This is a genomic window from Desulforamulus aeronauticus DSM 10349, from assembly GCF_900142375.1.
GTDB classification, from domain to species: domain Bacteria; phylum Bacillota; class Desulfotomaculia; order Desulfotomaculales; family Desulfotomaculaceae; genus Desulfotomaculum; species Desulfotomaculum aeronauticum.
In genome coordinates this window covers 120850-146665 of sequence record NZ_FRAR01000008.1, presented here as the reverse complement: position 1 = coordinate 146665, position 25816 = coordinate 120850, and the positions used below count along the sequence as shown (strand labels likewise).

Genomic DNA, 25816 nt, shown 5'->3' with positions numbered 1-25816 from the left:
AATTATTATTAGGATAGACCAATCAAGGAGGCAAAACGATGCCCAAACGGAAGGACATTCAAACGGTATTGGTGATTGGTTCCGGGCCTATTATTATCGGTCAGGCAGCGGAATTTGACTATGCCGGAACTCAGGCCTGCAAAGCCCTGCGGGAAGAGGGCATCAAAGTGGTCTTGGTCAACTCGAATCCGGCCACCATCATGACCGATGGCGACATTGCTGATGTGGTCTATATTGAACCCTTAACCAGTGAAAGTATCGAGAAAATCATTGCCAAAGAAAGGCCCGATGGGTTGCTGCCTACCCTGGGTGGTCAAACCGGCCTCAATATGGCGGTGGAATTAGCCGAACAGGGTATTTTGGCTAAATATCAAGTGGAATTGCTGGGTACGACCTTGGAAACCATTAAAAAGGCGGAAGATCGGGAACTTTTCCGGGCCACGATGTTGGAGATTGGCGAACCCATCCCGGAAAGCACCATTGCCAGCTCGGTAGAAGAATGTATTGCCTTTGCCAACCAGATTGGGTATCCTTTAATCGTACGTCCGGCGTATACTTTGGGCGGTACCGGCGGCGGCATTGTGAAGGATGAAAAAGAACTAACCGCCGTGTGCCACCGGGGTCTTAAAATGAGTATGATCAATCAGGTCCTACTGGAGCGCAGTGTGGCCGGTTGGAAAGAAATAGAGTACGAAGTGATGCGAGATCATGGAGATAACTGCATTACCATCTGCAATATGGAAAATATTGACCCGGTGGGGGTCCATACCGGGGACAGCATTGTGGTGGCTCCTTCCCAGACCCTATCTGACCGGGAGTATCAAATGCTGCGAAGCGCCTCCCTGAAAATTATCCGTGCCTTGAAGGTGGCCGGGGGCTGCAATGTGCAGTATGCCCTGGACCCCCAGAGCATGAAATATATCGTTATTGAAGTAAATCCACGGGTTAGTCGTTCTTCGGCCTTGGCTTCCAAGGCTACGGGTTATCCCATTGCCAAATTGGCAGCCAAAATTGCCATCGGGCTTCACTTAGACGAAATCACCAACCCGGTTACCGGCAAAACCACGGCCTGCTTTGAACCAACCTTAGACTACGTGGTGGTAAAAATCCCCCGCTGGCCCTTTGATAAATTCTCCAGCGGCGACCGTAACCTGGGCACTCAGATGAAAGCCACCGGCGAGGTGATGGCCATCGACCGCACCTTTGAAGGAGCCCTCATGAAGGCAGTCCGCTCCTTAGAAATTGGTGTAGACAGTCTGCAAATGAAGGGCAGTGCCAGTTGGACAGAGATGGAACTGGAAAGCAAATTAAATCACCCGGACGACGAGCGGTTGTTTGTGATAGCAGAAGCCTTCCGGCGTTACTGGACGCTTAAAGAAATACAGCAGCTTACCGCCATCGACTACTGGTTCCTGGAGAAAATTAAAGATCTGGTGGTACTGGAACAACAGATTCACAGTTCCGGTCTGCCCGGTGGGGAATTGCTGCGGAAGGCAAAAACCTATGGCTTATCCGATACTCTAATTGGCAGATTGTGTGGTAAACCCATGCAAGTGATTCGGCAGCTGCGGCAGGAGCAAGGCATTCTTCCCACCTACAAGATGGTGGATACTTGCGCTGCGGAGTTTGCCTCGGCCACTCCCTATTACTACTCCACCTATGATTATGAAGATGAGGTAGCAGTATCCAACCGGGAGAAGGTAATTGTTTTAGGTTCCGGGCCCATTCGTATTGGCCAGGGGGTGGAGTTTGACTATTGCTCGGTGCATTCCGTGTGGGGGTTGCAGCGGGAAAATATCGAAGCCATTATTATCAATAACAACCCAGAGACAGTCTCCACAGATTTTGATACAGCGGATAAACTTTATTTTGAGCCCCTGACAGTGGAAGATGTGATGAATATTATCGACAAAGAAAAGCCCCTGGGTGTGATTGTTCAATTTGGGGGCCAGACAGCCATCAACCTGGCCGGGGATTTGGCTGCTATGGGGGTTCGCATTCTGGGTACCCCGGTGGACGGCATTGATGCTGCCGAAGATCGGGAAAAGTTTGAAAAACTACTCAAGGGACTGGGGGTACCCCAGACCGAAGGAAAAACTGCCACCACCGTGGAACAGGCACGGCAAATTGCAGTCGAACTTGGCTTTCCGGTAGTGGTTCGTCCTTCCTATGTACTGGGTGGCCGGGCCATGGAAATTGTCTATAATGATGATCAAATGCTTAAATACATGACCAGTGCGGTACAGGTATCTCCTAAGCACCCAGTACTGGTAGATAAATATGTCCGGGGCAAAGAAGTGGAAGTAGATGCCATCGGTGATGGGCAGCAGATCTTTATTCCCGGCATTATGGAACATATTGAACGAGCCGGTGTCCACTCCGGCGATAGCATTGCCGTTTATCCACCCCAAAGTCTGAGCCAGCGGGAAATGGAGCAGGTGATGGACTATACCCTGCGCATCGGTAAAGCCTTGCAAATCTGTGGCTTAATGAATATCCAATATGTTGTTGGGGATGGGGAGGTCTTTGTTTTAGAGGTCAATCCCCGGGCTTCCCGTACCGTGCCGGTGCTGTCCAAAGTGACGGGAGTACCTATGGTGCAAACGGCCACCCGCTGTATGTTGGGCAAGACACTCAAAGATATGGGGTATCGTTCCGGATTAGGACCGGTGTCCGACTACATTACGGTGAAAGCCCCGGTATTCTCCTTTGAAAAGTTAGGCTTGGTGGAAACCTCCCTGGGGCCGGAAATGAAATCAACCGGTGAGGTAATGGGGGTAGATAAATCCTTTTCCCATGCCTTTTACAAAGCGATTACTGCCGCGGGATTAAAGGTGGCCAGAAGCGGTTCTGTGCTCATTTCTGTGGCCGATCGTGATAAGCTGGAAGCAGTGACGGTGGCACAGCAGTATGCCAACCTGGGGTTTAAGCTCTACGCGACCCTCAACACAGCCTCTGCCTTGGCAGACGCCGGGTTACTGGTGGTGGTCACCGAAGACCCCCTTTCCCTAGTGCGTTCCGGGAATGTGCAAATGGTTGTCAACACTCCCACCAAGGGGAAGGTGACCGGGCGTGCCGGTTTCTGTCTGCGTCGCCTGGCCGCAGAGTATAAGGTTCCTTGTCTTACCTCTCTGGATACAGCCAGGGCTATGGCTGGGGTGCTGCAAGATTTATTACAGGGTGCCCCGGTTACACCAGTGGCACTGTCCAAGTTTACGGAATTTCTGGTGAAAGAAACCGTTCAAAATGTTAGCTAAAACCACTTGAGGAGTGTGACATAGATGAAAGAGTTGCTGGAAACAGTAAGGAAGGACCTAAAGGGTAGAGATTTGTTAACGTTACACGACTTTACCGTACCGCAAATAAATTTTTTACTAGAGGAAGCAAGCCGCATTAAAGCCCTGCAGAAGGCCGGGATACCTCACCCTTATTTACAAGGGAAAACCCTGGCGATGATCTTTCAAAAAAGCTCCACCCGGACCCGGGTGAGCTTTGAAGTGGCCATGTTTCAATTGGGGGGACACGCACTATTCCTAAGTCCCAGAGATATTCAAATGGGGCGGGGTGAATCGGTGGCAGACACCGCCAAGGTGCTGTCCCGCATGGTGGACGGTATTATGATTCGTACCTACGCCCAAAGCGAAGTGGAGGAATTAGCGGAGCATGCCACGGTGCCTGTAATTAATGGTCTCACAGACCTAACGCACCCCTGCCAGATTCTGGCTGACCTTTTAACCATCAAGGAGCATAAGGGCACTCTCAAGGGCTTAAAGCTGGCCTATGTGGGAGATGGCAATAACATTGTCCATTCCCTGCTCTATGGTTGTGCCAAGGTGGGTATGCATATCTCCGTTGCTACCCCCGAGGGCTATGAACCTAAGGCAGAAGTGGTGAAACTGGCACAACAGGATGCTCAAGAGACGGGAGCACAAATTGCCATCCTGACCGATCCTGTACAGGCAGTAACCGATGCCGATGTGGTGGTTACCGATGTGTGGGCCAGCATGGGTCAGGAAGCAGAGCAACGGGAGCGGGAGAAGGCCTTCGCGGCATACCAAGTGAACAGAGAATTGTGCTCCCAGGCCAAATCAGACTTCATCTTCCTCCATTGTTTACCGGCTCACCGGGGTGAGGAAGTAACCGCGGAAATTATTGACGGACCTCATTCAGTAGTCTGGGATGAAGCAGAAAACCGCCTGCATGCCCAAAAGGCTGTATTGGCAACCTTGTTGTAGAAAAAGAGAATTTAATTGTCACGTATGTAAAATGTGGTAGAATAATCATGGAAAAGCTTAGCTGAAAATGAAGAAGCCTTGCCCTTTTTTCATTTTACATAGATGATAGAGCTTTATGCTATAATAACCATATCTGCATATTTATTCAAGAAAGGAGCATACACACTATGCCAAAGGTTGTACTGGCTTACTCCGGAGGTTTGGACACCTCTGTTATTATTGCCTGGCTCAAAGAGAACTACGGTTACGAGGTTATTGCCGTGACGGCGGATCTGGGTCAGGGTGAAGAACTGGCCCCGCTGGAAGAAAAGGCTATCCAAAGTGGTGCCAGCAAGATTTATATTGAAGACCTGCGCAAGGAATTTGTGGAAGATTACATTTGGCCCACTCTGAAGGCAGGTGCCATTTACGAAGGTAAATACCTGCTGGGCACTTCCTTTGCCCGCCCCCTGATTGCCAAAAAGTTGGTTGAAATTGCAGAAAAAGAAGGGGCTGTGGCGGTGGCCCACGGTGCCACCGGCAAAGGCAACGACCAGGTTCGTTTTGAATTAGGGGTAAAGGCTTTGGCCCCACACCTAAAAGTGATTGCCCCCTGGCGGGAATGGGATATTCGTTCCAGAGAAGATGCCATTGATTATGCTGAAGCCCGGGGTATCCCCGTGCCGGTAACCAAGAAAAGTATTTATAGCCGGGATCGCAATATTTGGCACATTAGCCACGAAGGCGGCGAACTGGAAAGTCCGGCCAACGCTTCTTCCTACGACATGCTAATGCTTACCGTTCCACCGGAACAGGCTCCGGACAAGCCAACCTTTGTGGAAATCGGCTTTGAGCAGGGTGTTCCTGTGGCCCTTAACGGCGAACGCCTGGACAGCATTAGCCTGTTAGAAAAACTCAATATCATCGGCGGTGCCAATGGCATTGGTCTGGTGGATATGGTAGAGAATCGTTTGGTGGGTATGAAATCTCGTGGTGTTTACGAAACCCCCGGTGGTGCCATTCTTATGTATGCCCACCATGAATTAGAACTGCTCACCCTGGATCGGGCTACCCTGCACTACAAGGAGCAGATTGCCTTGCGTTATGCTGAGCTGGTTTATGACGGAGTTTGGTTCGCCCCCCTGCGGGAAGCCCTAGATGCCTTTGTCAACAATACCCAGCGTACCGTAACGGGTACTGTTAAATTAAAACTATACAAAGGTAACATTATGCCCGCGGGAAGTACTTCACCCTACTCCCTGTATGATGAAGAGCTGTCCACCTTTGGCCGGGATGAAGTGTACAACCAAGCTGATGCTGAGGGCTTTATTAACCTATTCGGCTTACCGCTAAAGGTTCGTGCTCTGATGGAGAAAAAGTCTGGATTAAAATAGATTGCTGTGAACTTTCAGCCGTCAGCCAAAACCTAAAAAGCTGATGGCTGACGGCATAACCCCACAGAAATACCTATGAGCTGAAGAGGTGTATTCCATGAAACTTTGGGGCGGACGTTTTCAAAAAACAACCGACCGTTTAGTGGAGGATTTTCATTCCTCCATTTCTTTTGATCAAAGACTTTATAAGCAAGACATCAAAGGCAGTATCGCCCATGCCACCATGTTGGGCAAAGTGGGGATTATTTCTCCTGAAGAAGCCGCTCAAATAGCGGCGGGTTTACAAAAGCTGCTGGAAGAAATCGAAGGCGGCCAGGTGGAGTTCGATATTGCAGCCGAAGATATCCACATGAATGTGGAGCAGCTGCTCACCGCCAAAATTGGTGCGGTAGGCAAGAAACTGCACACCGCCCGCAGCCGGAACGATCAGGTGGCAGTGGATATTCGGATGTATCTGAAGGATGAAATTACCGAAATTCGTGCTCAACTGAAGGAACTGATAGAAACCCTGCTGGATTTGGCGGAACAGCACCTGCATACCGTTATGCCGGGCTATACCCATCTGCAGCGGGCCCAACCCATCACCCTGGGCCACCATTTAATGGCCTATACCCAGATGTTTTTACGGGACAGGGAGCGGCTGGCAGATTGCTATAAAAGAGCCGATGTTCTGCCGCTAGGCTCCGGTGCTCTGGCAGGTACCACCTTCCCCTTGGATCGGGAGTATACTGCCGAACTGTTGGGGTTTGCCGAAGTCAGTGATAACTCGTTGGATGCGGTCAGTGACCGGGACTTTGCTGTGGAATTTTGTGCTGCTGCGTCTCTCCTGATGATGCACCTAAGCCGCTTCTGCGAAGAAATTATCCTCTGGTCCACCGGAGAATTTGCCTTTATCGAACTGGACGATGCCTATAGCACCGGCTCCAGCATTATGCCCCAGAAGAAAAACCCCGATGTGGCAGAGCTTATTCGGGGCAAAACAGGCCGGGTGTATGGGGATCTCACCGGTCTTCTCACCATGCTTAAGGGACTTCCCCTAGCTTACAACAAAGACATGCAGGAAGATAAAGAGGCTCTGTTTGATGCCATTGATACCGTCAAGGGTTGTCTGCTGGTCTTCCGGCCAATGATTGCTACCATGACTGTACGCCAGGACAATATGGCCAAGGCGGCCCGGGGTGGTTTTACCAATGCCACCGATGTGGCGGATTACTTGGCTAAAAAAGGGATTCCCTTCCGGGAGGCTCACGAAATCGTGGGTAAGGCGGTATTCTACTGCCTGCAACAGAATAAAAACCTGGAAGAACTAACCATGCAGGAATACCAAGAGCTTTCCCCAGTTTTTACAGACGATATCTATGCGGCCATTGGGGTAGAATACTGTGCTGCTGCCCGCAAAGTGAGGGGTGGCCCGGCACCGGAAGCCGTTCAACAGGCCATTGCCCGAACCAGAGAAAAACTATAGTCCCTAAGGGCAGACTAAGCCTCTTAATTCTCTAAATGAATGAAGGAAAAAAGATAGCGAGACAGTGGGGACATCCCTGCCGTCTCGCTTTTTGTTGCTGTCTTCCACGACAAACGCATAAATGAACAGAAAGGTCACAAACTATTCATTTATGCGTTTGTGGGGCGGGGTCTCACTATAATCAATTGTAAAATGTACATAATAATGTTATAATAATGTACAGCGAAAGGAGTGAGTATTATGCCGCAGATCAGACCTATTACTGACCTTAGAAATACCAATGAAATTTCTGATTTATGCCACGCAAAAAACGAGCCGATTTTTATTACGAAAAACGGTTATGGAGATTTGGTTGTAATGAGCATTGAAACCTACGAAGCAATGCTTGATGAAAATGAACTGGATAAAGAGATTGCCCAAGCGGAGGCAGAATATCGTTTAGATGGTAAACTGCACGAGGCAAGGAACGCTCTTAGCTCTTTGCGGAGGAAACATTTTGTGTAAAGTTGCTTTCTGCTGCTTATCGTAACTTAGACAGTATTTTCGCCTTTATTGCTAATGAGATTAACGCTGAGCTGTCGGCTATAAACCTTATTGACAAGTTGGAGGAAGCAATTTTATCTTTGGAGGTTATGCCACAGCGTGGGGCAAGGCGGCGGGTAGGTGCTTACGCAAGCAGAGGTTATCGCCAACTTTTTGTTAAGAATTTTACAATCGTTTATCGCATCGACGAGCGGAAAAAAGAAGTTATTATTGTAGCGGTAAGATATTCGAGAAGCGAGTTTTAGGGAAGTGGCATATATGTGAGGATTAAATCAAAGCTGTACTATCGGGACAGTCAAAAGGGAAAATATATTTTATAATTTCTGTTAGAATAATACCAAAGGGGACGGCCAAGCGGTACGAAGTTTCGCATCGTTTGCCGTCCCTAAGTGTTAATGATAGCTTATCTTTCAATGGCGGCTGTCCGGCTTTCTTCCCACAGCATTTCCATAATTTCTTTTTTAATGGTCGAGAATTCAGGAGAGACGGTAGCACGGTGATCCCGAGGCCGAGGTAGTGACACCTGGATCTGGTTCCTAATTCGTCCAGGCCGGCGGGACATCACATAAACATTATCCGCCAGTAGTACCGCCTCATCAATATCGTGGGTGATAAATAAAATGGTAGTGCGCTCCTGCTCCCAGACGGTAAGCAAGAGTTCCTGCATAACCAAGCGGGTTTGGGCATCCAGCGCCCCGAAGGGTTCATCCATCAGCAACATTTCCGGTTTATTGGCCAACGCTCGGGCAATGGCCACCCGTTGTTTCATGCCTCCGGACAGTGCTTTGGGCAGCGTTGCTGCAAAACTGCCAAGTCCCACCAGATCGATATAATGACGAGCGATTTCCTGCCGTTCTTTGGCAGTAATTCCTCTGATTCTCAGTCCAAATTCCACATTCTGCTGCACAGTTAACCAGGGAAATAGGGTGTAAGACTGAAACACCATGCCCCGATCTGCGCCGGGCCCCTCAATGCTTCTGCCATTCATGGTGACAATACCGCTGTCGGCCTGTTCCAACCCTGCCACAATGTTGAGTAAGGTGGACTTGCCGCAACCGCTGGGCCCGACAATCACCGCCAGTTCATGCTCCGCAATGCGCAGGTTAATATCGGATAACGCTTCCACAACGATGTCCCCGCTGGCAAAGGTTTTTCCCACCTGTTCTACCATGAGTTTACTCATGCTTTTCCACCTTCCTTCTCACTCCAGGGTACCACAACCCGGGTTAACCACTTGAAGAAAAGGTCAGTGAACAAGCCCAACAGACCGATAATGAGTAAACCTGCAAACATGCGGTCGGTGGCTAAAAACCGCTGGGCCTTTAAGATCATATGACCTAGGCCGGAATTGGCTGCCACCAGTTCTGCCACCACCAGATAGGTCCAGGCCCAGCCAATGGTGATCCGCAAGCTGTCCATAATGCCCGGCAGGGAGGCTGGCAGCAGCACGAGGCGGTAAATCTGCCAGCGGCTGGCCCCTAGAGTAGCGGCAGCCCGCAGCAAGTCCCGCTGTACATTGGCTACCACATCACTCACCATAAGTACCAGTTGAAAAAAGGTACCCAGGAAAATAACCGCAAATTTTTGTAAATCGCCAATGCCAAAATACAACAGTGTTAGGGGTACCATGGCCACCACCGGCAGGTAGCGGGCAAATTCAACCACCGGGGTCAAGAGAGCTTCTGCTTTCTTAGAGCTGGCCACCAGCATTCCCAGGGGAACTGCTGCCACCACAGCCATGAGCCAGCCCACCACCACCCGGTAGGTGCTATCCAGGGTGTAGGCCAAGAGAATTCCTTCGCGGTACATTTCCTGAAGAGCCTGCCACACCGAAGACGGGGCAGGTAAAAAAAGTTCCTTGACCACGCCGCTGGCGCTAAGAGTAAACCACAAACAAAAGAGAAAGAGAAAAGATGCCAGCGTTAAAGTTCTATAACTTCTATTGGGCCAAACTTTGGCCGGGGCTTTTTTCTGCATTTACTTAGCAGCCTCATTTACATAAGTAGTATCAATTAACTGATCCAGGTTTACTTGTTCGCTAATAATGCCCTTTTCCTGCCAAAACTTCCCGGCTCGTTCGACCAGGGTGTAAATGGTGTTTTCTCCCTCTTTAGCAAAGAAAGCTTTGTTCTCTTCCTTGCCAAAGAAAGCTACCCCCTTGGCCATATCGGCAATCTCTTCTTTCTGTAAACCTAAGGCCTTAGCCATAATGGCATTGCCTTCATCAGGATTTTGACGGTAGAAATCGATAGCTTCAAACCAAGCTTTGGTTAATCCGGTAGCAGCTTCCGGATGTTCCTTTAGGAAATCCTGACGCAGCGTGATAACATCTACAATGGTATGGGGGTACTCTTTACTGTTTACTAGCACGTGGCCGCCTTCCCGCTGGGAAGAGTTGGTCAGCCAGGGTTCCCAAACAACTGCTGCATCCAGCTTGCCTGCCACAAAGGCTGCCCCTGCATCTCCGGCAGACATCTCTTGGATGGTCACATCTGCTTCTTTCAGACCGTTCTTTTCTAAGATCGATAGGAGAAAGAAATAGGCAGTGCTAGACTTATCTAACCCAATGGTGGTACCTTTTAGGTCTGCCACTTTAGTAATCTCTTTTTTAGCTATGATGCCATCGCCACCAGCGGACTCATCCATCGCCAAGATAAAGGTTTCGGCAGTACCTTTGGCAGAGTGGATGACTTCTCTATCCACAACATTACCCAAGGCCTGAATTTGCCCAGAGGCCATCGCTCCGGCATACTGGGACTCATCTTCAATTACAACCAATTCCGGGGCCAGACCGTACTTCTCAAACAACCCTTTTTCTTTGGCAATATACAGCGGTGCATAACCTACCCAGGTGGCGTGAGCCAGTTTAAACTGCACTGGTTTTTCCTTTCCTTCTTCCTCTCGGGCACTGCTACAGCCGATTAAAACAATCGTTAATAACATCAGCAAGACACCCAGTAACGCAAAAGACTTCTTCACAATACCACTCCTCCCCAAATTATGACATGATTTTACAATTACAAACTTACTATTCTACATTAACACTGCATCACCTGCTTAAATTAATACTTTAATTTGTTAAAATGTTAAATTTATTCTCTAGATATCAGGAGTAAACGCCAGGGACACCAGACTGTACGAAAATACTCCTAAAACATACTTAATCACCTACTAAAGGGAAGCTGCTAAAATACCGGTCTATTTTGAGTAGATTGTTAAATGTTATTTGGAAGTAGTGGAACATTGTGATGAAAATGATATAAACCATCAAAACAAAATGAGGAAAATATGTAGAAATTAGTTGGAATTAGTCATAGTTAATTAGTTGGCTTTGATTTGTATTATTATTACAATTATTATGTAGATTATAAGGGTTGTTTTTAGATTGGAATGGGGGTGATGTTACCACCCATGCGGAATGGTGGGAAAGGAAAAATAAAACTATGAAGGAGGGTCTTTGTGAAAAGAATTAAAATGCTTCCCGTTGTTCTTTTCATTGTTGCGCTGGTAATACAACCGCTTTATGCTTTCGCAAGTACCATCAGCAAGGCAGGTGAAGAGACAAACCACCTCGTACAAGCAGCATAGAGGCAAGTTTCACAGATAAATCGGTTCAAAATCCATACGTTCAACAGTACTTGAAAGAAAAAGATAAAAGTATCACAGCAGCAGAAACATTAGTTGACCCAGAATTAGAAGAGAAAATAATTATTACCACCTTAACTGAGTACTATAATGAAGATGTAAAGGTAGCTAATATTATTAAAAAGCATCAAAAAGACACAAATTTAATGGATAAAGCAACATCTTTAAATAAAGAAGATAAAATAAATGTAATGCATGCTATTAAGGAAATATATCCTTACGTTAAAGATCAAGGTGAACAAGATGTTTTGATAGCTTATTTTAAAAGATATGCAAGGAGTTCAAAGGATAATGCATCAATATTATATCTTAATGAATTTGCCCCTCAATTACAATCACTTAATAGTGTTAACGAAAAAGAAGACTTACTTAAACAAGGCAAAGAATTAGTAAACATATTAGATGATAGATCAATGACGGCTACTTCATCATATGATTGGGATGGGGTGTCTAATTGGGCTTATAATAATTACAATAAGTATAATATAATACTAATTATCCCGCATTTATTCTGATTGCACTAACTTTGTATCTCAAGCCATGTATGAGGGCGGAGGTATGCCAATGCAGGGGGATTGGATTGTTATAAGAAAAATTCAAGATATAATTTCTCAAATCTTTAGCCAAACAGGGAGTAGATGTTGCAATTGCTGCCAGAAGAATGAGAATAGTTTATAATTACTAAAATGGCAGGAATTAGGTGGTGAAATGGCCAATATATATACCAAACATTTACGTTGGGAGAACATATTGGTGGATGTATACGAAAAGCAAGCGGAAAACAGAGATCAATTTACCTCGGAAGAAGTAGAAACTCTCATCGAAGTGGGTGCTTTGCTCAGCTCTGACCTGCGTGTGGAAGAATTGGTGGAAATACTGATGGAACAAGCTGCTCTGTTGGTAGGGGCTGAGACTGGTTTACTATGGCTGGCTGGGGAACAACGTCAGATGACTCCGATGGCATCCTACGGGTTGGATGGTGATGCTGTGGGCCTGTTGTTAAAACAGTTTGCCTCCAATATCGACAGTGTTACCGTACGAGGAAAGCCTATTGTCGTGACCACTGGCAGCAGAGAGGGCAGTGGGCTGTTGGAAAATGTCGGCTATGCCCTTAATTACACAGTGTCCTCCATGGTTTTGCTCCCGTTGGTCAGTAAGGGGAGCAGATTGGGATGTCTGCAGTTAATTAATAAACCGGATGGCAGCCAATTTGGTAACAGGGACCTTCGGCTTTGTGCCACCTTTGCCAGTCAAGTAGCTGTTATTATCGATAATCGCATTTTGTTTGACAAGCAGGAAAAGCTCATGATCAGTTTAATTCGGGCCCTATCTTCCGCGTTGGATGCCAGAGACCCCTATACCAAGGGGCACTCGGAGCGGGTTAGTCAACTGGCACTGCTCATAGCAGAAAAGATAGAAATGGAACAGGAGCAGCAGGAACTTTTACAGCAGGCAGCTCTGCTACATGATGTCGGAAAAATTGGTATCCGGGACAGTGTATTGCTGGATACCGGACCTTTGGATGAAGAGAAGTGGCAAATCATGAAAAGCCACCCGGTTATTGGGGCACAAATTATCCAACAAATCCAACCCAAATCGGTTATGGAAAAAATATATGACGGGGTTATGTACCATCAAGAAAAATATGATGGCAGCGGTTATCCCTGCGGTTTGCGAGGGAAAGAAATTCCTCTGGTCGCAAGAATCATTGCTATTGCCGATGCCTTCGATGCCATCACCAGTGACCGGCCTTACCGTAAAGGCAAAAGCCCGCGGGAAGCCCTTGAAGAAATAAGAAAATGTGCTGGAAAACATTTTGACCCTCAATTGGCAGAGGTTTTTCTGGCGATCATGTCCCGCTAAGCAGAATAGCCGATCTATGATTCGGCTACCTCGATATTTTCTACATCCACAGCATCCGCTGCGGCGACTACCAAGCCAATTTGTCCCTTAAAATTTGGATCACTGACATAGGTTACTGTTAGACCTCTTGCGCGGGCGGGCTTTTCGTAGCGAGACCCTAGTTTTATCGGCACCACATGGTGGAGGAGCACGTGGCTGGCCCGAGGATCTTGAATGGCCTTAAGGATTTCTGGGTAAATTTTGCTGGATTTAACTTGGGCAAAGCTCAAGGATTTAATAACCCTTTCTCGTAGTTCGCCCAGATATAAATTACGTTCTGCCTGCCTCGTCACCCTATCCCGCAGACCTTCTGAAAGAATAACATCTAAATCCGAAGGGCCCTCTTGGTTTAGCATTTGATCGGGGTGCGAATCGTCTGGCATGGAATTCCCTCCTTGTTTCTCTGGGAAGTAGTGTTACATGAACTGAGTAAAAATATGTCCTAAGAAAATATTACCAGAGTCCCAGAACGAGATTATACAGTATTTTGACTAATAACTTCTTGACAGGCAATGACTCTAAAACTATACTAGGTAGTAATTAAAACATACTTAACAGCGTTGAAAGGGATTAGGAATCTGATACAGGGCTACAGAGAGCCGGGTAAGGTGGAAGCCGGCGCCAATGGCAGGTTACCTTTATCACCCTGGAGCTGCCTTTCTGAAAACCATTGGGTAAGTAAGGGAGGCCGGGTTTTGGAACCCGTTACCTAAACCGCACAATACAGGAAGTTGTATTTGGTGCAGAAAAGTGGCTCCTTTGGAGCAAACAGGGTGGTACCGCGGAAGCTAACCTCTCGCCCCTGGCAATTCTTTGCTAGGTGTGAGAGGTTTTTTGATTTGCAGCTCATTTTTCGTTCAATGTCAGGAAATTAATCCTTGACAACTTTTGTCGAAGTAATTATACTATGTAGTAATTTACTTTGCAGAAAGCTTTGAACGGGAAAATAGTCTGGAAACAGGGCTGCAGAGAGCCGGGGTTGGTGAAAGCCGGTGTCGCTGTCAGGCTAATCTCACCCGGGAGCTGCCCCCGTGAAAGTGTTTTTCACTGGTAATTGGGGCCGGGTTCATGAAACCCGTTACCAAAAATGCACCATACAGTGGTTGTATTTGTGTATGAGTGGCTCCTTTGGGAGCAAACAGGGTGGTACCGCGGAAGGATAACCTCTCGTCCCTGGCATATTATGCCAGGCGCGAGGGGTTTTTTATATTTTTTACAGTTTTTTATTTCTCACTAGGAGGTAGACGTATGCGCAGCGATATTATGAAAAAAGGCCTAGAAAGGGCTCCTCACCGCAGTTTGTTTAAAGCCTTGGGAATGGTGGATGAAGAACTAAACCGACCGATGATTGGTGTGGTTAATTCCTATAACGAAATTGTGCCTGGTCATCTGCATTTAAAGGATATTACCGAAGCGGCCAAGGCCGGTATTCGGCTGGCCGGGGGTACGCCGGTGGAATTTCCCGCTATCGCGGTTTGCGATGGCATTGCCATGGGACACGCGGGGATGCATTATTCTTTAGCCAGCCGGGAACTTATCGCCGATTCCATTGAGGTAATGGCCCAGGCTCATCCCTTCGACGGGCTGGTACTCATTCCCAACTGTGATAAGGTGGTACCTGGTATGCTAATGGCCGCCGCCCGCTTAAACATCCCGGCCATTGTGGTTAGCGGTGGTCCGATGATGGCAGGGAAGTTCCAGGATCGGGATGTTTCTTTAACCCAGATGTTTGAAGCAGTGGGGGCGGTACATACCGGTCGTATGAGCGAAGGGGAACTGGCGGAACTGGAAGAAAACGCCTGCCCCGGCTGCGGTTCCTGTTCCGGTATGTTTACCGCCAACAGTATGAATTGCTTAACCGAGGCTCTGGGTATGGCACTCCCTGGTAACGGCACCATTCCGGCTGTTTCCGCTGCCAGAAGAAGGTTGGCGAAAATGGCAGGTATCCGGGCAGTGGCTTTGGTCCAGGAAGACATCAAACCCAGTGATATTCTAACAGAGGAAGCTTTGCAAAACGGCCTGGCAGTGGATCTGGCCCTGGGCTGCTCCACCAACACAGTACTGCATTTGCCGGCCATCGCCCATGAAGCAGGTCTTACTTTAGACCTTAACCTGATTAATGAAATGACAGAGAAAACGCCCCATTTATGCAAACTAAGTCCTGCGGGACAACATCATATTCAAGACCTATATGCGGCTGGAGGAATCCAGGCAGTGATGAAAGAGCTTTCTAACAAGGGTCTGATAAATCAAAACAATAAGACTGTCAGTGGATTGACGGTTGGCGAATTGTTGACACAGGCCAGGGTAAAGGATAGAGATGTGATTCGTAGTGTGGAAGCTCCCTACAGCAACACCGGTGGATTGGCAATTCTGCGGGGGAACCTGGCACCGGACGGTGCGGTGGTGAAACGAGCCGCCGTAGCGCCGGAAATGTTGCAGCACACCGGGCCCGCCAGAGTATTCGACGGGGAGGAGGCTGCCATTGAGGCCATTATGGGAGGACGCATCAAATCCGGCGATGTGGTAGTGATCCGTTACGAAGGTCCCAAAGGCGGACCGGGTATGCGGGAAATGCTCGGCCCCACCTCGGTACTGGCAGGCATGGGGTTGGACAAAGAAGTGGCTCTGCTTACCGATGGCCGGTTCTCGGGAGCTTCCAGAGGGGCATCCATCGGACACATTTCACCGGAAGCCGCTGAAGGCGGACTCATTGCCCTCATTCAGGAAGGTGATCTGGTGGAAATAGATATTCCCAATTACCGATTAGAAGTCAAAGTGGAAGAAGCGGAGATCGAACGCCGCCGCGCAGCTTGGTCCCCTCCGGCACCCAAGATAACCAAAGGCTATCTGGCCCGCTACGCCAAGCAAGTTTCTTCAGCAGGAACGGGAGCGGTGCTTAAGGGATAGTCGTAAGAGATGGTTTGGGGGTCAGGCCATCAGCCATTGGCTGTAAAAAACCTTTGGGTACTGTATGAATGAGAGTAAAACGTAGCTCTTTAGATACATGTATGAAATTATGACGAAAAAGGCTTAAGGCCGCTGGCCTACAGCCAATAGCCAGAAAAGGAGGTTCTTATCCTATGAAAATGTCCGGTGCGGAGATCTTAATAGATAGTTTAAAAGAAATGGGTGCGGATACCATCTTCGGTTACCCGGGCGGGCAAGCACTTCCCATTTACGACGCTTTGTATGATTCAGATATAAATCACCTGTTGACTCGCCATGAGCAGGGAGCTGTCCATGCAGCGGATGGCTATGCCCGGGCTTCCGGTAAGGTTGGGGTTTGTCTGGCCACCTCCGGTCCCGGTGCCACCAACTTGGTAACAGGCATTGCCAATGCCTATATGGACTCCGTTCCTTTAGTGGCTATTACCGGGCAGGTGCCCACTTCCTTACTGGGACGGGATTCCTTCCAAGAGGTAGATATCACAGGCATCACGCTTCCCATTACCAAACATAACTACATCGTTAAGGATATTCGGGACTTAGGGCGGATTGTTAAAGAAGCCTTTTATGTGGCAAGTACCGGCAGACCGGGTCCTGTGTTAATTGATATTCCCAAGGATATTTCGGCCGGGGAAATGGATTATCACCGCAATGGCTTCCTGGACCTGCCAGGCTATAACCCACCCCGCAAGGGCAAAGAAGAACTTTTAAACCAAGCCTTCAAAGCCATTGCAATCAGCCAGCGGCCAGTGATCTATGCCGGTGGTGGTGTGGTTAGTGCCGCTGCCCATCAGGAATTAAAGCAATTAGCAGAGACTCTATTGGCACCGGTGGCCACCACTCTCATGGGTTTAGGGGGCTTTCCCGAGGATCATCCTCTGGCCCTGGGGATGTTGGGGATGCATGGCACCAAATATGCTAACTACGCCATCTGCGATTGTGATTTGTTAATTGCCGTGGGAGTACGCTTTGATGATCGGGTTACTGGCAAGGTAGAGTCCTTTGCTCCCCATGCCAAAATCATTCATATCGACATCGATCCGGCAGAGATGGGGAAAAATGTTCGGGTAGACATTCCCATCGCTGGGGACTTAAAAATAGTACTAAATCAACTGTTGGAACGTCTAGAGGCTCGGTTGGCAGGTGCCTGGCAAGATAAAGTGGCCACCTGGAAAAAGGAGTATCCCCTTGAATTTAATGAAAAGGGCAGTGGTTTAAAACCACAGCAAATTATCCAGGAAATCTATCGGCTAACCGAAGGTCAGGCCCGCGTTACCACCGAGGTGGGACAGCACCAAATGTGGGCAGCTCAATATTACACCTATACCAAACCCCGTTCCTTTATCTCATCGGGCGGGCTGGGCACTATGGGCTACGGTTTTCCGGCGGCCCTTGGGGTACAGGTTGCTTGCCCGGAAGAAACCGTATTTGACATTGCCGGGGATGGCAGTATCCAAATGAATATTCAGGAATTGGCTACGGCGGTGGATTATCAGTTACCAGTTAACGTGGCAATTATGAACAACGGCTACCTGGGGATGGTTCGCCAGTGGCAGGAAATACTATATAATCGACGCTATTCTTACTCTGAGATGAAAAGTCCGGACTACGTCAAGCTGGCGGAAGCCTACGGTGCCGAAGGGTATCAGATAACTCGTCAAGATGAAGTGGCCGAGGTACTGCAGGCAGCAATCCAGTCCCAGAAACCGGTGTTAATGGATTTTGTGATAGAGAGAGAAGAAAACGTTTTACCCTTTGTCCCACCGGGCAAAGCACTGAATGAAATGTTAGGGTAGGAGGGGTGATGTTATGTATCATACATTGGCAGTCTTAGTGGAAAACAGTCCAGGTGTTTTGGCGAGAGTAGCCGGTCTTTTTAGCCGGCGCGGCTACAACATCGACAGTTTGGCAGTGGGGCGTACAGACAACCCGACCATCTCCCGGATGACCATCGTGGTAGAAGGTGATGAACGGGTCTTAGAACAGGTGAGTAAGCAACTACACAAGCTGGTGGATGTGATAAAAATTGGCGACATTACTGCCGCCCCCCACGTAGACCGGGAACTGGTGCTGATTAAGGTAAATGCGAATGCCAACACCCGGGGAGAAGTAATGCAAATTGCCCAGGTTTTCCGGGCTGCTATTGTGGATTATGGTCATAAAAACCTTACCTTAGAGTGTACAGGTAATCAGGAGAAAATTAGTGCCTTTGAGGAAGCTCTACAACCCTTTGGCATTAAAGAATTGGTTCGCACCGGTAAAGTAGCCATGCTGCGGGGCGCCAAATATACCAATATCACCAAGACGAAAGAGGAGGACTAAACAATGGTTAAAGTTTATTACGATGCAGATGCTAATTTGGAATTTTTAAAGGGTAAAAAGATTGCCGTTCTCGGTTATGGCAGCCAAGGGCATGCCCAGGCTCAGAGCCTAAGGGATAGTGGTTTAGATGTAGTGGTGGGCTTGCGCAAAGATAGCGCTCGTTGGGCCAAGGCTGAGGCCGATGGTTTGCAAGTGGCCACCGTTCCGGATGCTTGTGCACAGGCACAGGTAATTCAAGTTCTGCTGCCGGACGAAATTCAGGGCCGTGTTTACGCTGAAGAGATTGAACCCTATTTAGCCGAAGGCAAGTCACTGATGTTCTCTCATGGTTTCAACATTCACTTTGGCCAAATTGTTCCCCCCAACTATGTGGATGTGTTCCTGGTGGCCCCCAAAAGCCCGGGTCACTTGGTAAGACGGATGTATGCCGAGGGTAATGGTGTACCTGGACTGGTGGCGGTACATCAGGATTATACCGGCAAAGCCAAGGATATCGCCCTGGCCTATGCCAAGGGTATCGGTTGCACCAAGGCGGGTGTTTTTGAAACCAGCTTCCAGGAAGAAACCGAAACCGATTTGTTTGGCGAACAGGCTGTACTCTGCGGTGGTGTTTCCGAACTAATCAAAGCCGGCTTCGATACCCTGGTAGAAGCAGGGTATGCTCCGGAAATGGCTTACTTCGAATGCTTACACGAATTGAAATTAATCGTTGATCTCATTTATGAAGGCGGCCTTTCCCGCATGCGCTACTCTGTGAGCAATACTGCCGAATATGGTGACTATATGATCGGACCTCGCATCATCACCGAGGAAACCCGTGAAGAAATGAGGCAGGTGCTGCTGGAAATCCAGGACGGAACCTTCGCTCGCAATTGGATGCTGGAAAACCAAGTGAAAGCTCCCCAGCTAAATGCCATCCGCAAGATGGAAGCCGAGCACCCCATCGAAGAAGTGGGTGCCGAACTCCGCAAAATGATGCCTTGGTTGAGGAAGAAGTAGGTTTGGGATATTTCTTTGGAGCCGACCCTCGGCCATCAGCGATCAGCCTTTCGGCTTGATTTGGGTGGTTGGTCGGGAACTGAGGTAAAAACTGATTCGATAACAAAGCCGATGGCCAAAGGCTGAAGGCCGACGGCCATCTTTGGGAGGGATATGCTTTGGAAATTACCTGCGCCGAAGCGTTGGTTCGCTGCCTGGAAATAGAGGGTGTGGAATTAATCTTTGGTTATCCGGGTGGTGCTATCCTCCCTGTCTACGATGCCTTAAACAACAGCAAGATCAAGCACATCTTAACTCGGCACGAACAGGGGGCTGCCTTTGGGGCCAGTGGATACGCCCGGACGACCGGGAAAGTAGGGGTCTGTATGGCAACTTCCGGCCCCGGTGCCACCAATTTGGTCACCGGTTTGGCAAATGCCTATATGGATTCCATTCCCCTGGTGGCGATTACTGGGCAGGTATCCACCGCCCAAGTAGGTACCGATGCCTTTCAGGAAGTAGATATTACGGGCATTACCATGCCCATTACCAAACACAATTACCTGGTGAAAGATGCCAGGATGTTGCCCGGGATCATTAAAAAGGCCTTCCATATCGCCCGTACGGGCAGACCGGGACCGGTATTAATTGACCTGCCCCGGGATGTAGCGGACACCAAGATTCCTTTTAAATATCCGGAGTCTGTGGAATTGATGGGCTATAAGCCCACCGTCAAAGGACACTCCGCCCAAATTAACCAGGCAGCCCGGCAAATGATGGAAGCCCAGCGTCCGCTGATTTACATAGGTGGGGGCGTGGTCAATGCCGAGGCTTCGGAAGAGTTGTTGTGGCTGGCCGAAACCATTGATGCTCCGGTGGTTGCCACCTTGATGGGGTTGGGTTCCTTCCCCGGTGATCACCCGCTGTTTCTTGGTATGCTGGGTCTGCATGGCAACAGAGCTGCCAATTTGGCTGTAACCGAGTGCGATTTACTGGTGACCTTGGGAGCCAGATTTGACGATCGGGTTACCGGTAGAATCAGTGGCTTTGCTCCGCAGGCCAGGGTGATTCATGTGGACATTGATCCGGCCGAGATCAGTAAAAATGTGATCTCTCACCTACCCATTGTGGGAGATACCAAAATGGTGCTGGAAGCCCTGCTGGTACGTTTGGAGAAAAAGCAAAATCTTGCTTGGCGGGAAACCATCGCCCGTTGGAAGGAAGAGTTTGCACCGAAATACCGGGAGCGAGATGGCTACCTGAAACCGCAATATATAATAGAAGAAATTTATCGACATACCGATGGTAATTGCATTCTGACCACTGATGTAGGTCAACATCAAATGTGGGCGGCACAGCATTTTACCTTTAAGAAACCGAGAAAATTTGTTACCTCCGGGGGATTGGGGGTAATGGGCTTCGGATTACCCGGGGCCATCGGGGCCCAATTTGGCCAGCCAGAGGAAACGGTAGTGTTGGTTACCGGTGATGGCAGCTTCCAGATGACCCTGAATGAGCTGTCCACCGCTGCCGAGCAAGGCCTACCGCTCAAGATCTTTGTCCTCAACAACCGACGGCTGGGCATGGTACGACAACTCCAGGAGTTTTACTGTGAAAAACGCTATATCGCTGTAGATTTTAGCTTTGTACCCAACTTTGCGGATTTAGCCAAAGTATACGGCTTTACCGGGCTAACCGTGACATCCCAGGAAGAATTGCAGGATGCCTTGAAGACGGCCTTCCAAAAGCCGGGTCCGGTACTGGTGGACTGTGCCATCGACCCCGAGGAGAATGTAATGCCCATGGTATTAGCGGGGAAAGACATTAACGACGCAGTGGATTGCGAATAAATATACGGGAGGGAATGGCTTGAGCAATCGGGTGTATATCTTCGATACCACCCTGCGGGACGGCGAACAGTCTCCGGGTGTGAGCTTAAATATAAATGAGAAACTACAGATTGCCAGGCAACTGGCCCGCCTGGGCGTAGACATTATTGAGGCTGGGTTCCCCATTACCTCCCCTGGCGATTTCGCCGCGGTGCAAGCGGTGTCTAGAGAGGTGCGGGGGGTTACCGTAGCCGGTTTGGCCCGGGCTAACTTCAAAGATATTGACGGCGCCTACGAGGCGCTCAAGGAAGCTGAGCAAGCTCGCATTCATATTTTTCTTGCTACTTCCGATATTCACTTAAAATACAAACTTCGTAAAGACCGGGAACAAGTGCTGGAGGCAGCGGTAGCAGCCGTAAAATACGCTAAAAAATATACCTCCGATGTGGAATTTTCTGCAGAGGATGCCTCCCGCTCGGATGTAGATTATCTGAGCCGAGTTTTCGGCGAAGTCATCAAGGCGGGTGCTACGGTCATTAACATTCCGGATACCGTGGGTTATGTCACACCGGAGGAATATGGACGCTTTATCCGCCAGGTGATGGATCGGACGCCGGGCATAGAAAAGGTTGTTGTCAGTGTTCATTGTCATGACGATCTGGGGATGGCTGTGGCCAACTCCCTGGCAGCAGTGGGGGCCGGTGCCCGTCAGGTGGAGGGCACCATCAACGGCATTGGTGAAAGGGCAGGAAATACCGCCCTGGAAGAAGTGGTGATGGGACTCTACACCCGGAAAGACCTTTACGGCTTGACTACCGGTTTTAATACCAAAGAAATTTATCGCACCAGCCGTTTAGTTAGTTCACTGACCGGTATGCCAGTACAGCCCAACAAGGCTGTGGTGGGTAAAAATGCCTTTGCCCATGAATCGGGCATTCACCAGGACGGCGTGCTTAAGGAACGCACCACCTATGAAATCATGAACCCAGAAATGTTGGGCATTTCCTCTAATAATCTGGTGCTGGGGAAACATTCCGGCCGGCACGCTTTCCGGGAGCACTTGTCCCAGTTGGGCTATGACCTGACTGACGAAGAATTAAACTTAGCCTTTGGCCGCTTTAAGGCACTGGCTGATAAGAAGAAAGAGATTACCGACCAAGACCTACAAGCCCTGGTGGAGGATGAAATCAGACAAATTCCAGACACCTATGTATTGGACTACTTCCACATCTCCAGTGGTACCACCGTAGTGCCCACGGCCACCGTGAGACTCCTGATGGCTGAAGAAGCAAAAGAGGAGGCAGCCTGCGGCGATGGCCCGGTAGATGCCATCTACAAAACCGTAGATAAAATCACCGGTCTCTCCTGCACATTGGTCAGCTATGCTATCAACGCCATCACCGGCGGTAAAGATGCCCTGGGGGACGTAACGGTGAAACTCCGCTGCGAAGGCCGGGAAAAGGTTTACACCGGCCGCGGCGTCAGCAGCGACGTCCTGGAAGCCTCGGCCAAGGCGTATGTCAATGCGGTGAATAAGTTGATGTACGATAAAGGGTAAGGTGATAGGTAACCTTGGGCTTCGAAGGTAAGTTGGCCTATAAAGTAAAAGTTTGCATTTATACAAAACAAGCCAATGGCCAAGGGTTAATGGCCAGAAACCAATTCAAGAGAGGTGAAGTACCGTGCCAATGACAATAACAGAAAAAATACTGGCTGCGGCAGCAGGTAAGGACAGCGTAAAACCTGGGGAGCTTATTAATGCCAGGGTAGACTTAGTACTGGGGAACGATATTACAGCCCCGGTAGCAATTAAGGAATTTCAAAAAATTGGTGTAGACAGGGTCTGGGATAAAGATCGGGTTGCCCTGGTGCCAGACCATTTTACTCCCAACAAGGACATCAAATCTGCCGAACAGGCGAAAATGGTACGGGAATTTGCCCATCAACAAGAACTAAGCAACTACTTCGAAGTGGGGCGCATGGGCATTGAACACTGCCTGTTACCCGAACAGGGTCTCGTGGGACCCGCCGATGTGATCATTGGGGCAGATTCCCACACCTGTACCTACGGTGCCCTGGGGGCCTTTGCCACCGGCGTGGGGAGTACCGACCTGGCAGCCGCGATGGCTCTGGGGGAAACCTGGTTTAAAGTACCGGAATCCATCAAGTTTGTCTTTCACGGGCAGCTGGGCAAATGGGTAGGGGGCAAAGATCTGATCCTCTACACCATTGGTCAGATCGGTGTGGATGGAGCACTGTACAAAGCGATGGAATTCTCCGGGGAAACCATTCGGCAGCTTTCCATGGACGGTCGCTTCACCATGTGCAACATGGCTATTGAAGCCGGTGGTAAAAACGGTATTATTGAGCCCGATGAAATTACCCGTCAGTACGTGGAAGGGCGCACCAAACGTCCCTATACCTTCTACACCAGTGACCCTGATGCTGAGTATACACAAGTCTATCATTTTGATACTTCTAAAATAGAGCCCCAGGTGGCCTTCCCCCATCTGCCGGAAAATGCTCGTCCTGTCAGCCAAGCCGGCCAGGTAGAGATTGACCAGGCGGTGATTGGTTCCTGCACCAATGGGCGGATTGAAGATTTGCGTTTGGCGGCAGAAATCCTCAAAGGAAATAAAGTTAATCAGCGGGTTCGCTTAATCGTGATTCCCGGTACCCAAGAAATTTATCGCCAGGCTATGCGGGAAGGTCTCTTTGAAATCTTCCTGGATGCAGGTGCTGTGGTGAGCACTCCTACCTGTGGCCCCTGTCTGGGTGGTCACATGGGAATTTTGGCCAAAGGTGAGCGCTGCATTGCCACGACCAATCGTAACTTTGTCGGCCGGATGGGACATCCCGAAAGCGAAGTATACCTGGCCAACCCGGCAGTTGCAGCGGCCAGCGCCGTTACCGGCCGTATTAGCCATCCCGAGGAGGTGCTGTAATGAAACTGCAAGGTAAAGCATGGAAATTTGGTAATGATGTTGATACAGATATAATCATCGCGGCACGCTACCTTAACAGCTCCGACCCGGCGGAATTAGCCCGTCACTGCATGGAAGACGGAGATCCGGAGTTTGCTTCTAAAGTTCAGCCCGGAGATATGATCCTGGCAGCCAAAAACTTTGGCTGTGGCAGTTCCCGGGAGCATGCTCCCATTGCCATTAAGGCGGCAGGAGTTTCCTGTGTGGTGGCTAAATCCTTTGCCAGGATCTTCTATCGTAACGCCTTTAATATCGGTTTACCCATTTTGGAATGCCCCGAAGCCATTGATGAAGTGCAGGAAGGGGATACCCTGGCGGTGGATGCCGCCACAGGTACGATCCAGAACCTGACCACCGGTAAAGAGTACCAGGCGGTGCCTATTCCAGATTTTATGCGACAAATTATTGATGCCGGTGGGCTCATCAGCTATGTGAAAGAGCGGGTGAACAAAAATGTATAAAATTGCCCTCTTACCCGGTGACGGCATTGGGCCGGAAATCATCCCCCAGGCGGTACGAGTACTGCATGCTGTGGGACAACGATTTGATAGAGAATTTCAATGTGAAACGGCTTTGATTGGGGGCGCGGCCTACGACGCCACCGGCCATCCCTTGCCGGAAGAAACCCTGGAAGTCTGCCGCAACAGCGATGCTGTTCTCCTGGGGGCGGTGGGTGGTCCCAAGTGGGATAACTTGGAGCCGCACCTGCGACCCGAGCGGGGGGCATTATTACCCCTACGTAAGCAACTGGGCCTTTTTGCCAACCTCCGTCCGGTGATGGTGAATTACGCTCTGGCAGATGCCTCTCCCTTAAAATACGATCTGGTGGCCGGCTTGGATGTTTTGATCATTCGGGAACTCACCGGTGGCCTGTATTTTGGGGAAAAGCGCCGGGAAGATTTACCGGACGGTGGTCAAAAAGTAGTGGAAACCCTGGAATATACCACCCAAGAAGTGGTCAGAGTGGTTCGCTTGGGTTTTGAAATGGCGCAAAAACGAGGCAAGAAATTAACCTCTGTAGATAAAGCCAATGTTTTAGAAAGCTCCCGCTTATGGCGGGAAGTGGTAGAAGAACTGGCTCAGGAATATCCCGATGTGGAGCTAAACCACATCTTGGTGGATAACTGCGCCATGCAATTGGTGCGTAACCCCAAGCAGTTCGATGTGATGGTGACCGAGAACATGTTTGGCGATATCCTAACGGATTTAGCCTCTCAACTTTCCGGTTCTATCGGGATGCTGCCTTCCGCCAGCCTGGGCGGGGGAGTCGCTTTATACGAGCCTATTCATGGTTCTGCACCGGACATTGCCGGCCAAAACCTGGCCAATCCCTTGGCTACCATCCTGTCTGTAGCGATGATGCTGCGCATCACCTTCAACCTGGAGGAGGAAGCCACCGCCATTGAACGGGCCGTAGACGGCGTGTTGCAACAGGATTATCGCACTGGCGACATTATGCAACCGGGCAAAATTCGGCTGGGCACAGTGGAAATGACAGATGCGGTGATACGGGCGTTGCGGCAAGAGTAAGCAGTTTAACCCCGCTCCAATTGGCCATTAGCTAGTAGCCATGGGCCTGTAGTCCAAAACC

23 protein-coding genes and 2 other annotated features are annotated in these 25816 nt (G+C 49.3%); of the genes, 19 read left to right on the top strand and 4 right to left on the bottom strand.

Annotation, left to right across the window (positions count from 1 at the left end):
- The first annotated feature begins 38 nt into the window (after positions 1 to 38).
- The 6 genes from carB to BUA78_RS05020 all read left to right on the top strand — a co-directional run bounded on the left by carB (position 39) and on the right by BUA78_RS05020 (position 7861).
- Positions 39 to 3257: a carbamoyl-phosphate synthase large subunit gene (carB, locus tag BUA78_RS05045; protein WP_072911492.1), complete on the top strand. Its 3219-nt coding sequence runs from the start codon at positions 39 to 41 to the stop codon at positions 3255 to 3257.
- 24 nt (positions 3258 to 3281) lie between these two features.
- Positions 3282 to 4235, top strand: coding sequence for an ornithine carbamoyltransferase (gene argF / locus BUA78_RS05040; protein WP_175548970.1), 954 nt, complete (start codon positions 3282 to 3284; stop codon positions 4233 to 4235).
- 167 nt (positions 4236 to 4402) lie between these two features.
- A complete protein-coding gene (locus BUA78_RS05035; RefSeq protein ID WP_072911489.1) occupies positions 4403 to 5608 on the top strand; it encodes an argininosuccinate synthase in 1206 nt (401 codons plus the stop codon).
- Between the two features lie 97 nt (positions 5609 to 5705).
- On the top strand, positions 5706 to 7073 hold the full coding sequence (argH, locus tag BUA78_RS05030) for an argininosuccinate lyase (protein ID WP_072911486.1): 1368 nt from the start codon (positions 5706 to 5708) through the stop codon (positions 7071 to 7073).
- Between the two features lie 240 nt (positions 7074 to 7313).
- Positions 7314 to 7577 (top strand): type II toxin-antitoxin system Phd/YefM family antitoxin, encoded by a 264-nt coding sequence (locus BUA78_RS05025; RefSeq protein WP_072911484.1) that lies wholly within the window; start codon positions 7314 to 7316, stop codon positions 7575 to 7577.
- A 2-nt stretch (positions 7578 to 7579) separates the two neighbouring features.
- A complete protein-coding gene (locus BUA78_RS05020) occupies positions 7580 to 7861 on the top strand; it encodes a type II toxin-antitoxin system RelE/ParE family toxin (protein ID WP_072911481.1) in 282 nt (93 codons plus the stop codon).
- A gap of 158 nt (positions 7862 to 8019) precedes the next feature.
- Here the strand turns inward: BUA78_RS05020 and BUA78_RS05015 are convergent, their stop codons facing one another.
- From BUA78_RS05015 to BUA78_RS05005, 3 genes are read right to left on the bottom strand one after another with little or no spacing between them, the layout of a single operon-like run.
- Positions 8020 to 8799: an ABC transporter ATP-binding protein gene (locus tag BUA78_RS05015; RefSeq protein WP_072911479.1), complete on the bottom strand. Its 780-nt coding sequence runs from the start codon at positions 8797 to 8799 to the stop codon at positions 8020 to 8022.
- Positions 8796 to 9593 (bottom strand): ABC transporter permease, encoded by a 798-nt coding sequence (locus tag BUA78_RS05010; protein ID WP_072911477.1) that lies wholly within the window; start codon positions 9591 to 9593, stop codon positions 8796 to 8798. Before BUA78_RS05010 ends, BUA78_RS05015 begins: the two co-directional genes overlap by 4 nt.
- A complete protein-coding gene (locus BUA78_RS05005) occupies positions 9594 to 10595 on the bottom strand; it encodes an ABC transporter substrate-binding protein (protein WP_238456727.1) in 1002 nt (333 codons plus the stop codon).
- 480 nt (positions 10596 to 11075) lie between these two features.
- Between BUA78_RS05005 and BUA78_RS20805 the strand changes: the two genes are divergently transcribed.
- The 4 genes from BUA78_RS20805 to BUA78_RS04990 are packed head-to-tail and all read left to right on the top strand — an operon-like array spanning position 11076 to position 13124.
- Positions 11076 to 11204 (top strand): hypothetical protein, encoded by a 129-nt coding sequence (locus BUA78_RS20805; protein WP_274377375.1) that lies wholly within the window; start codon positions 11076 to 11078, stop codon positions 11202 to 11204.
- Between the two features lie 50 nt (positions 11205 to 11254).
- On the top strand, positions 11255 to 11776 hold the full coding sequence (locus tag BUA78_RS05000; RefSeq protein ID WP_072911476.1) for a hypothetical protein: 522 nt from the start codon (positions 11255 to 11257) through the stop codon (positions 11774 to 11776).
- Between the two features lie 25 nt (positions 11777 to 11801).
- Positions 11802 to 11939, top strand: coding sequence for a hypothetical protein (locus tag BUA78_RS21025; RefSeq protein ID WP_084082314.1), 138 nt, complete (start codon positions 11802 to 11804; stop codon positions 11937 to 11939).
- A gap of 30 nt (positions 11940 to 11969) precedes the next feature.
- Positions 11970 to 13124, top strand: coding sequence for an HD domain-containing phosphohydrolase (locus BUA78_RS04990; protein ID WP_084082313.1), 1155 nt, complete (start codon positions 11970 to 11972; stop codon positions 13122 to 13124).
- 14 nt (positions 13125 to 13138) lie between these two features.
- On the opposite strand, the gene BUA78_RS04985 is transcribed toward BUA78_RS04990, so the two are convergent.
- Positions 13139 to 13546, bottom strand: a complete 408-nt coding sequence (locus tag BUA78_RS04985) for a DUF1694 domain-containing protein (RefSeq protein ID WP_084082312.1) — start codon at positions 13544 to 13546, stop codon at positions 13139 to 13141.
- Between the two features lie 168 nt (positions 13547 to 13714).
- Positions 13715 to 13970 (top strand) — a binding site (T-box leader).
- Positions 13971 to 14088: 118 nt separating this feature from the next.
- Positions 14089 to 14341: a binding site (T-box leader), on the top strand.
- Between the two features lie 70 nt (positions 14342 to 14411).
- Here BUA78_RS04985 and ilvD point away from each other — a divergent pair.
- The 9 genes from ilvD (at position 14412) to leuB (ending at position 25755) form a co-directional block, all read left to right on the top strand.
- Complete coding sequence (gene ilvD / locus BUA78_RS04980) at positions 14412 to 16073, top strand: dihydroxy-acid dehydratase (protein WP_072911474.1); 1662 nt, start codon at positions 14412 to 14414, stop codon at positions 16071 to 16073.
- Between the two features lie 173 nt (positions 16074 to 16246).
- On the top strand, positions 16247 to 17908 hold the full coding sequence (ilvB, locus tag BUA78_RS04975; protein WP_072911473.1) for a biosynthetic-type acetolactate synthase large subunit: 1662 nt from the start codon (positions 16247 to 16249) through the stop codon (positions 17906 to 17908).
- Positions 17909 to 17921: 13 nt separating this feature from the next.
- Complete coding sequence (ilvN, locus tag BUA78_RS04970) at positions 17922 to 18434, top strand: acetolactate synthase small subunit (protein ID WP_072911471.1); 513 nt, start codon at positions 17922 to 17924, stop codon at positions 18432 to 18434.
- A gap of 3 nt (positions 18435 to 18437) precedes the next feature.
- Positions 18438 to 19433 (top strand): ketol-acid reductoisomerase, encoded by a 996-nt coding sequence (gene ilvC / locus BUA78_RS04965; protein WP_072911470.1) that lies wholly within the window; start codon positions 18438 to 18440, stop codon positions 19431 to 19433.
- 158 nt (positions 19434 to 19591) lie between these two features.
- Positions 19592 to 21262 (top strand): biosynthetic-type acetolactate synthase large subunit, encoded by a 1671-nt coding sequence (gene ilvB / locus BUA78_RS04960; RefSeq protein WP_072911468.1) that lies wholly within the window; start codon positions 19592 to 19594, stop codon positions 21260 to 21262.
- 19 nt (positions 21263 to 21281) lie between these two features.
- On the top strand, positions 21282 to 22799 hold the full coding sequence (locus BUA78_RS04955; RefSeq protein ID WP_072911467.1) for a 2-isopropylmalate synthase: 1518 nt from the start codon (positions 21282 to 21284) through the stop codon (positions 22797 to 22799).
- Between the two features lie 124 nt (positions 22800 to 22923).
- Positions 22924 to 24186 carry a 3-isopropylmalate dehydratase large subunit gene (gene leuC / locus BUA78_RS04950; protein WP_072911465.1) on the top strand — a complete coding sequence of 421 codons (1263 nt, stop codon included), beginning with the start codon at positions 22924 to 22926 and terminating at the stop codon, positions 24184 to 24186.
- Positions 24186 to 24686, top strand: a complete 501-nt coding sequence (gene leuD / locus BUA78_RS04945) for a 3-isopropylmalate dehydratase small subunit (RefSeq protein ID WP_072911464.1) — start codon at positions 24186 to 24188, stop codon at positions 24684 to 24686. The genes leuC and leuD overlap by 1 nt, the downstream gene beginning before the upstream one ends.
- Positions 24679 to 25755 carry a 3-isopropylmalate dehydrogenase gene (leuB, locus tag BUA78_RS04940; protein WP_072911462.1) on the top strand — a complete coding sequence of 359 codons (1077 nt, stop codon included), beginning with the start codon at positions 24679 to 24681 and terminating at the stop codon, positions 25753 to 25755. Before leuD ends, leuB begins: the two co-directional genes overlap by 8 nt.
- Positions 25756 to 25816: the final 61 nt, after the last annotated feature.

Coding starts and splice junctions, on each gene's coding strand:
- ilvN (WP_072911471.1), top strand. CDS start 17,922: ATGTATCATACATTGGCAGTCTTAGTGGAAAACAGTCCAGGTGTTTTG.
- ilvD (WP_072911474.1), top strand. CDS start 14,412: ATGCGCAGCGATATTATGAAAAAAGGCCTAGAAAGGGCTCCTCACCGC.
- leuB (WP_072911462.1), top strand. CDS start 24,679: ATGTATAAAATTGCCCTCTTACCCGGTGACGGCATTGGGCCGGAAATC.
- carB (WP_072911492.1), top strand. CDS start 39: ATGCCCAAACGGAAGGACATTCAAACGGTATTGGTGATTGGTTCCGGG.
- BUA78_RS05035 (WP_072911489.1), top strand. CDS start 4,403: ATGCCAAAGGTTGTACTGGCTTACTCCGGAGGTTTGGACACCTCTGTT.
- BUA78_RS21025 (WP_084082314.1), top strand. CDS start 11,802: ATGTATGAGGGCGGAGGTATGCCAATGCAGGGGGATTGGATTGTTATA.
- BUA78_RS04985 (WP_084082312.1), bottom strand. CDS start 13,546: ATGCCAGACGATTCGCACCCCGATCAAATGCTAAACCAAGAGGGCCCT.
- BUA78_RS05025 (WP_072911484.1), top strand. CDS start 7,314: ATGCCGCAGATCAGACCTATTACTGACCTTAGAAATACCAATGAAATT.
- argH (WP_072911486.1), top strand. CDS start 5,706: ATGAAACTTTGGGGCGGACGTTTTCAAAAAACAACCGACCGTTTAGTG.
- leuD (WP_072911464.1), top strand. CDS start 24,186: ATGAAACTGCAAGGTAAAGCATGGAAATTTGGTAATGATGTTGATACA.
- ilvC (WP_072911470.1), top strand. CDS start 18,438: ATGGTTAAAGTTTATTACGATGCAGATGCTAATTTGGAATTTTTAAAG.
- BUA78_RS04990 (WP_084082313.1), top strand. CDS start 11,970: ATGGCCAATATATATACCAAACATTTACGTTGGGAGAACATATTGGTG.
- argF (WP_175548970.1), top strand. CDS start 3,282: ATGAAAGAGTTGCTGGAAACAGTAAGGAAGGACCTAAAGGGTAGAGAT.
- BUA78_RS05010 (WP_072911477.1), bottom strand. CDS start 9,593: ATGCAGAAAAAAGCCCCGGCCAAAGTTTGGCCCAATAGAAGTTATAGA.
- BUA78_RS05015 (WP_072911479.1), bottom strand. CDS start 8,799: ATGAGTAAACTCATGGTAGAACAGGTGGGAAAAACCTTTGCCAGCGGG.
- ilvB (WP_072911473.1), top strand. CDS start 16,247: ATGAAAATGTCCGGTGCGGAGATCTTAATAGATAGTTTAAAAGAAATG.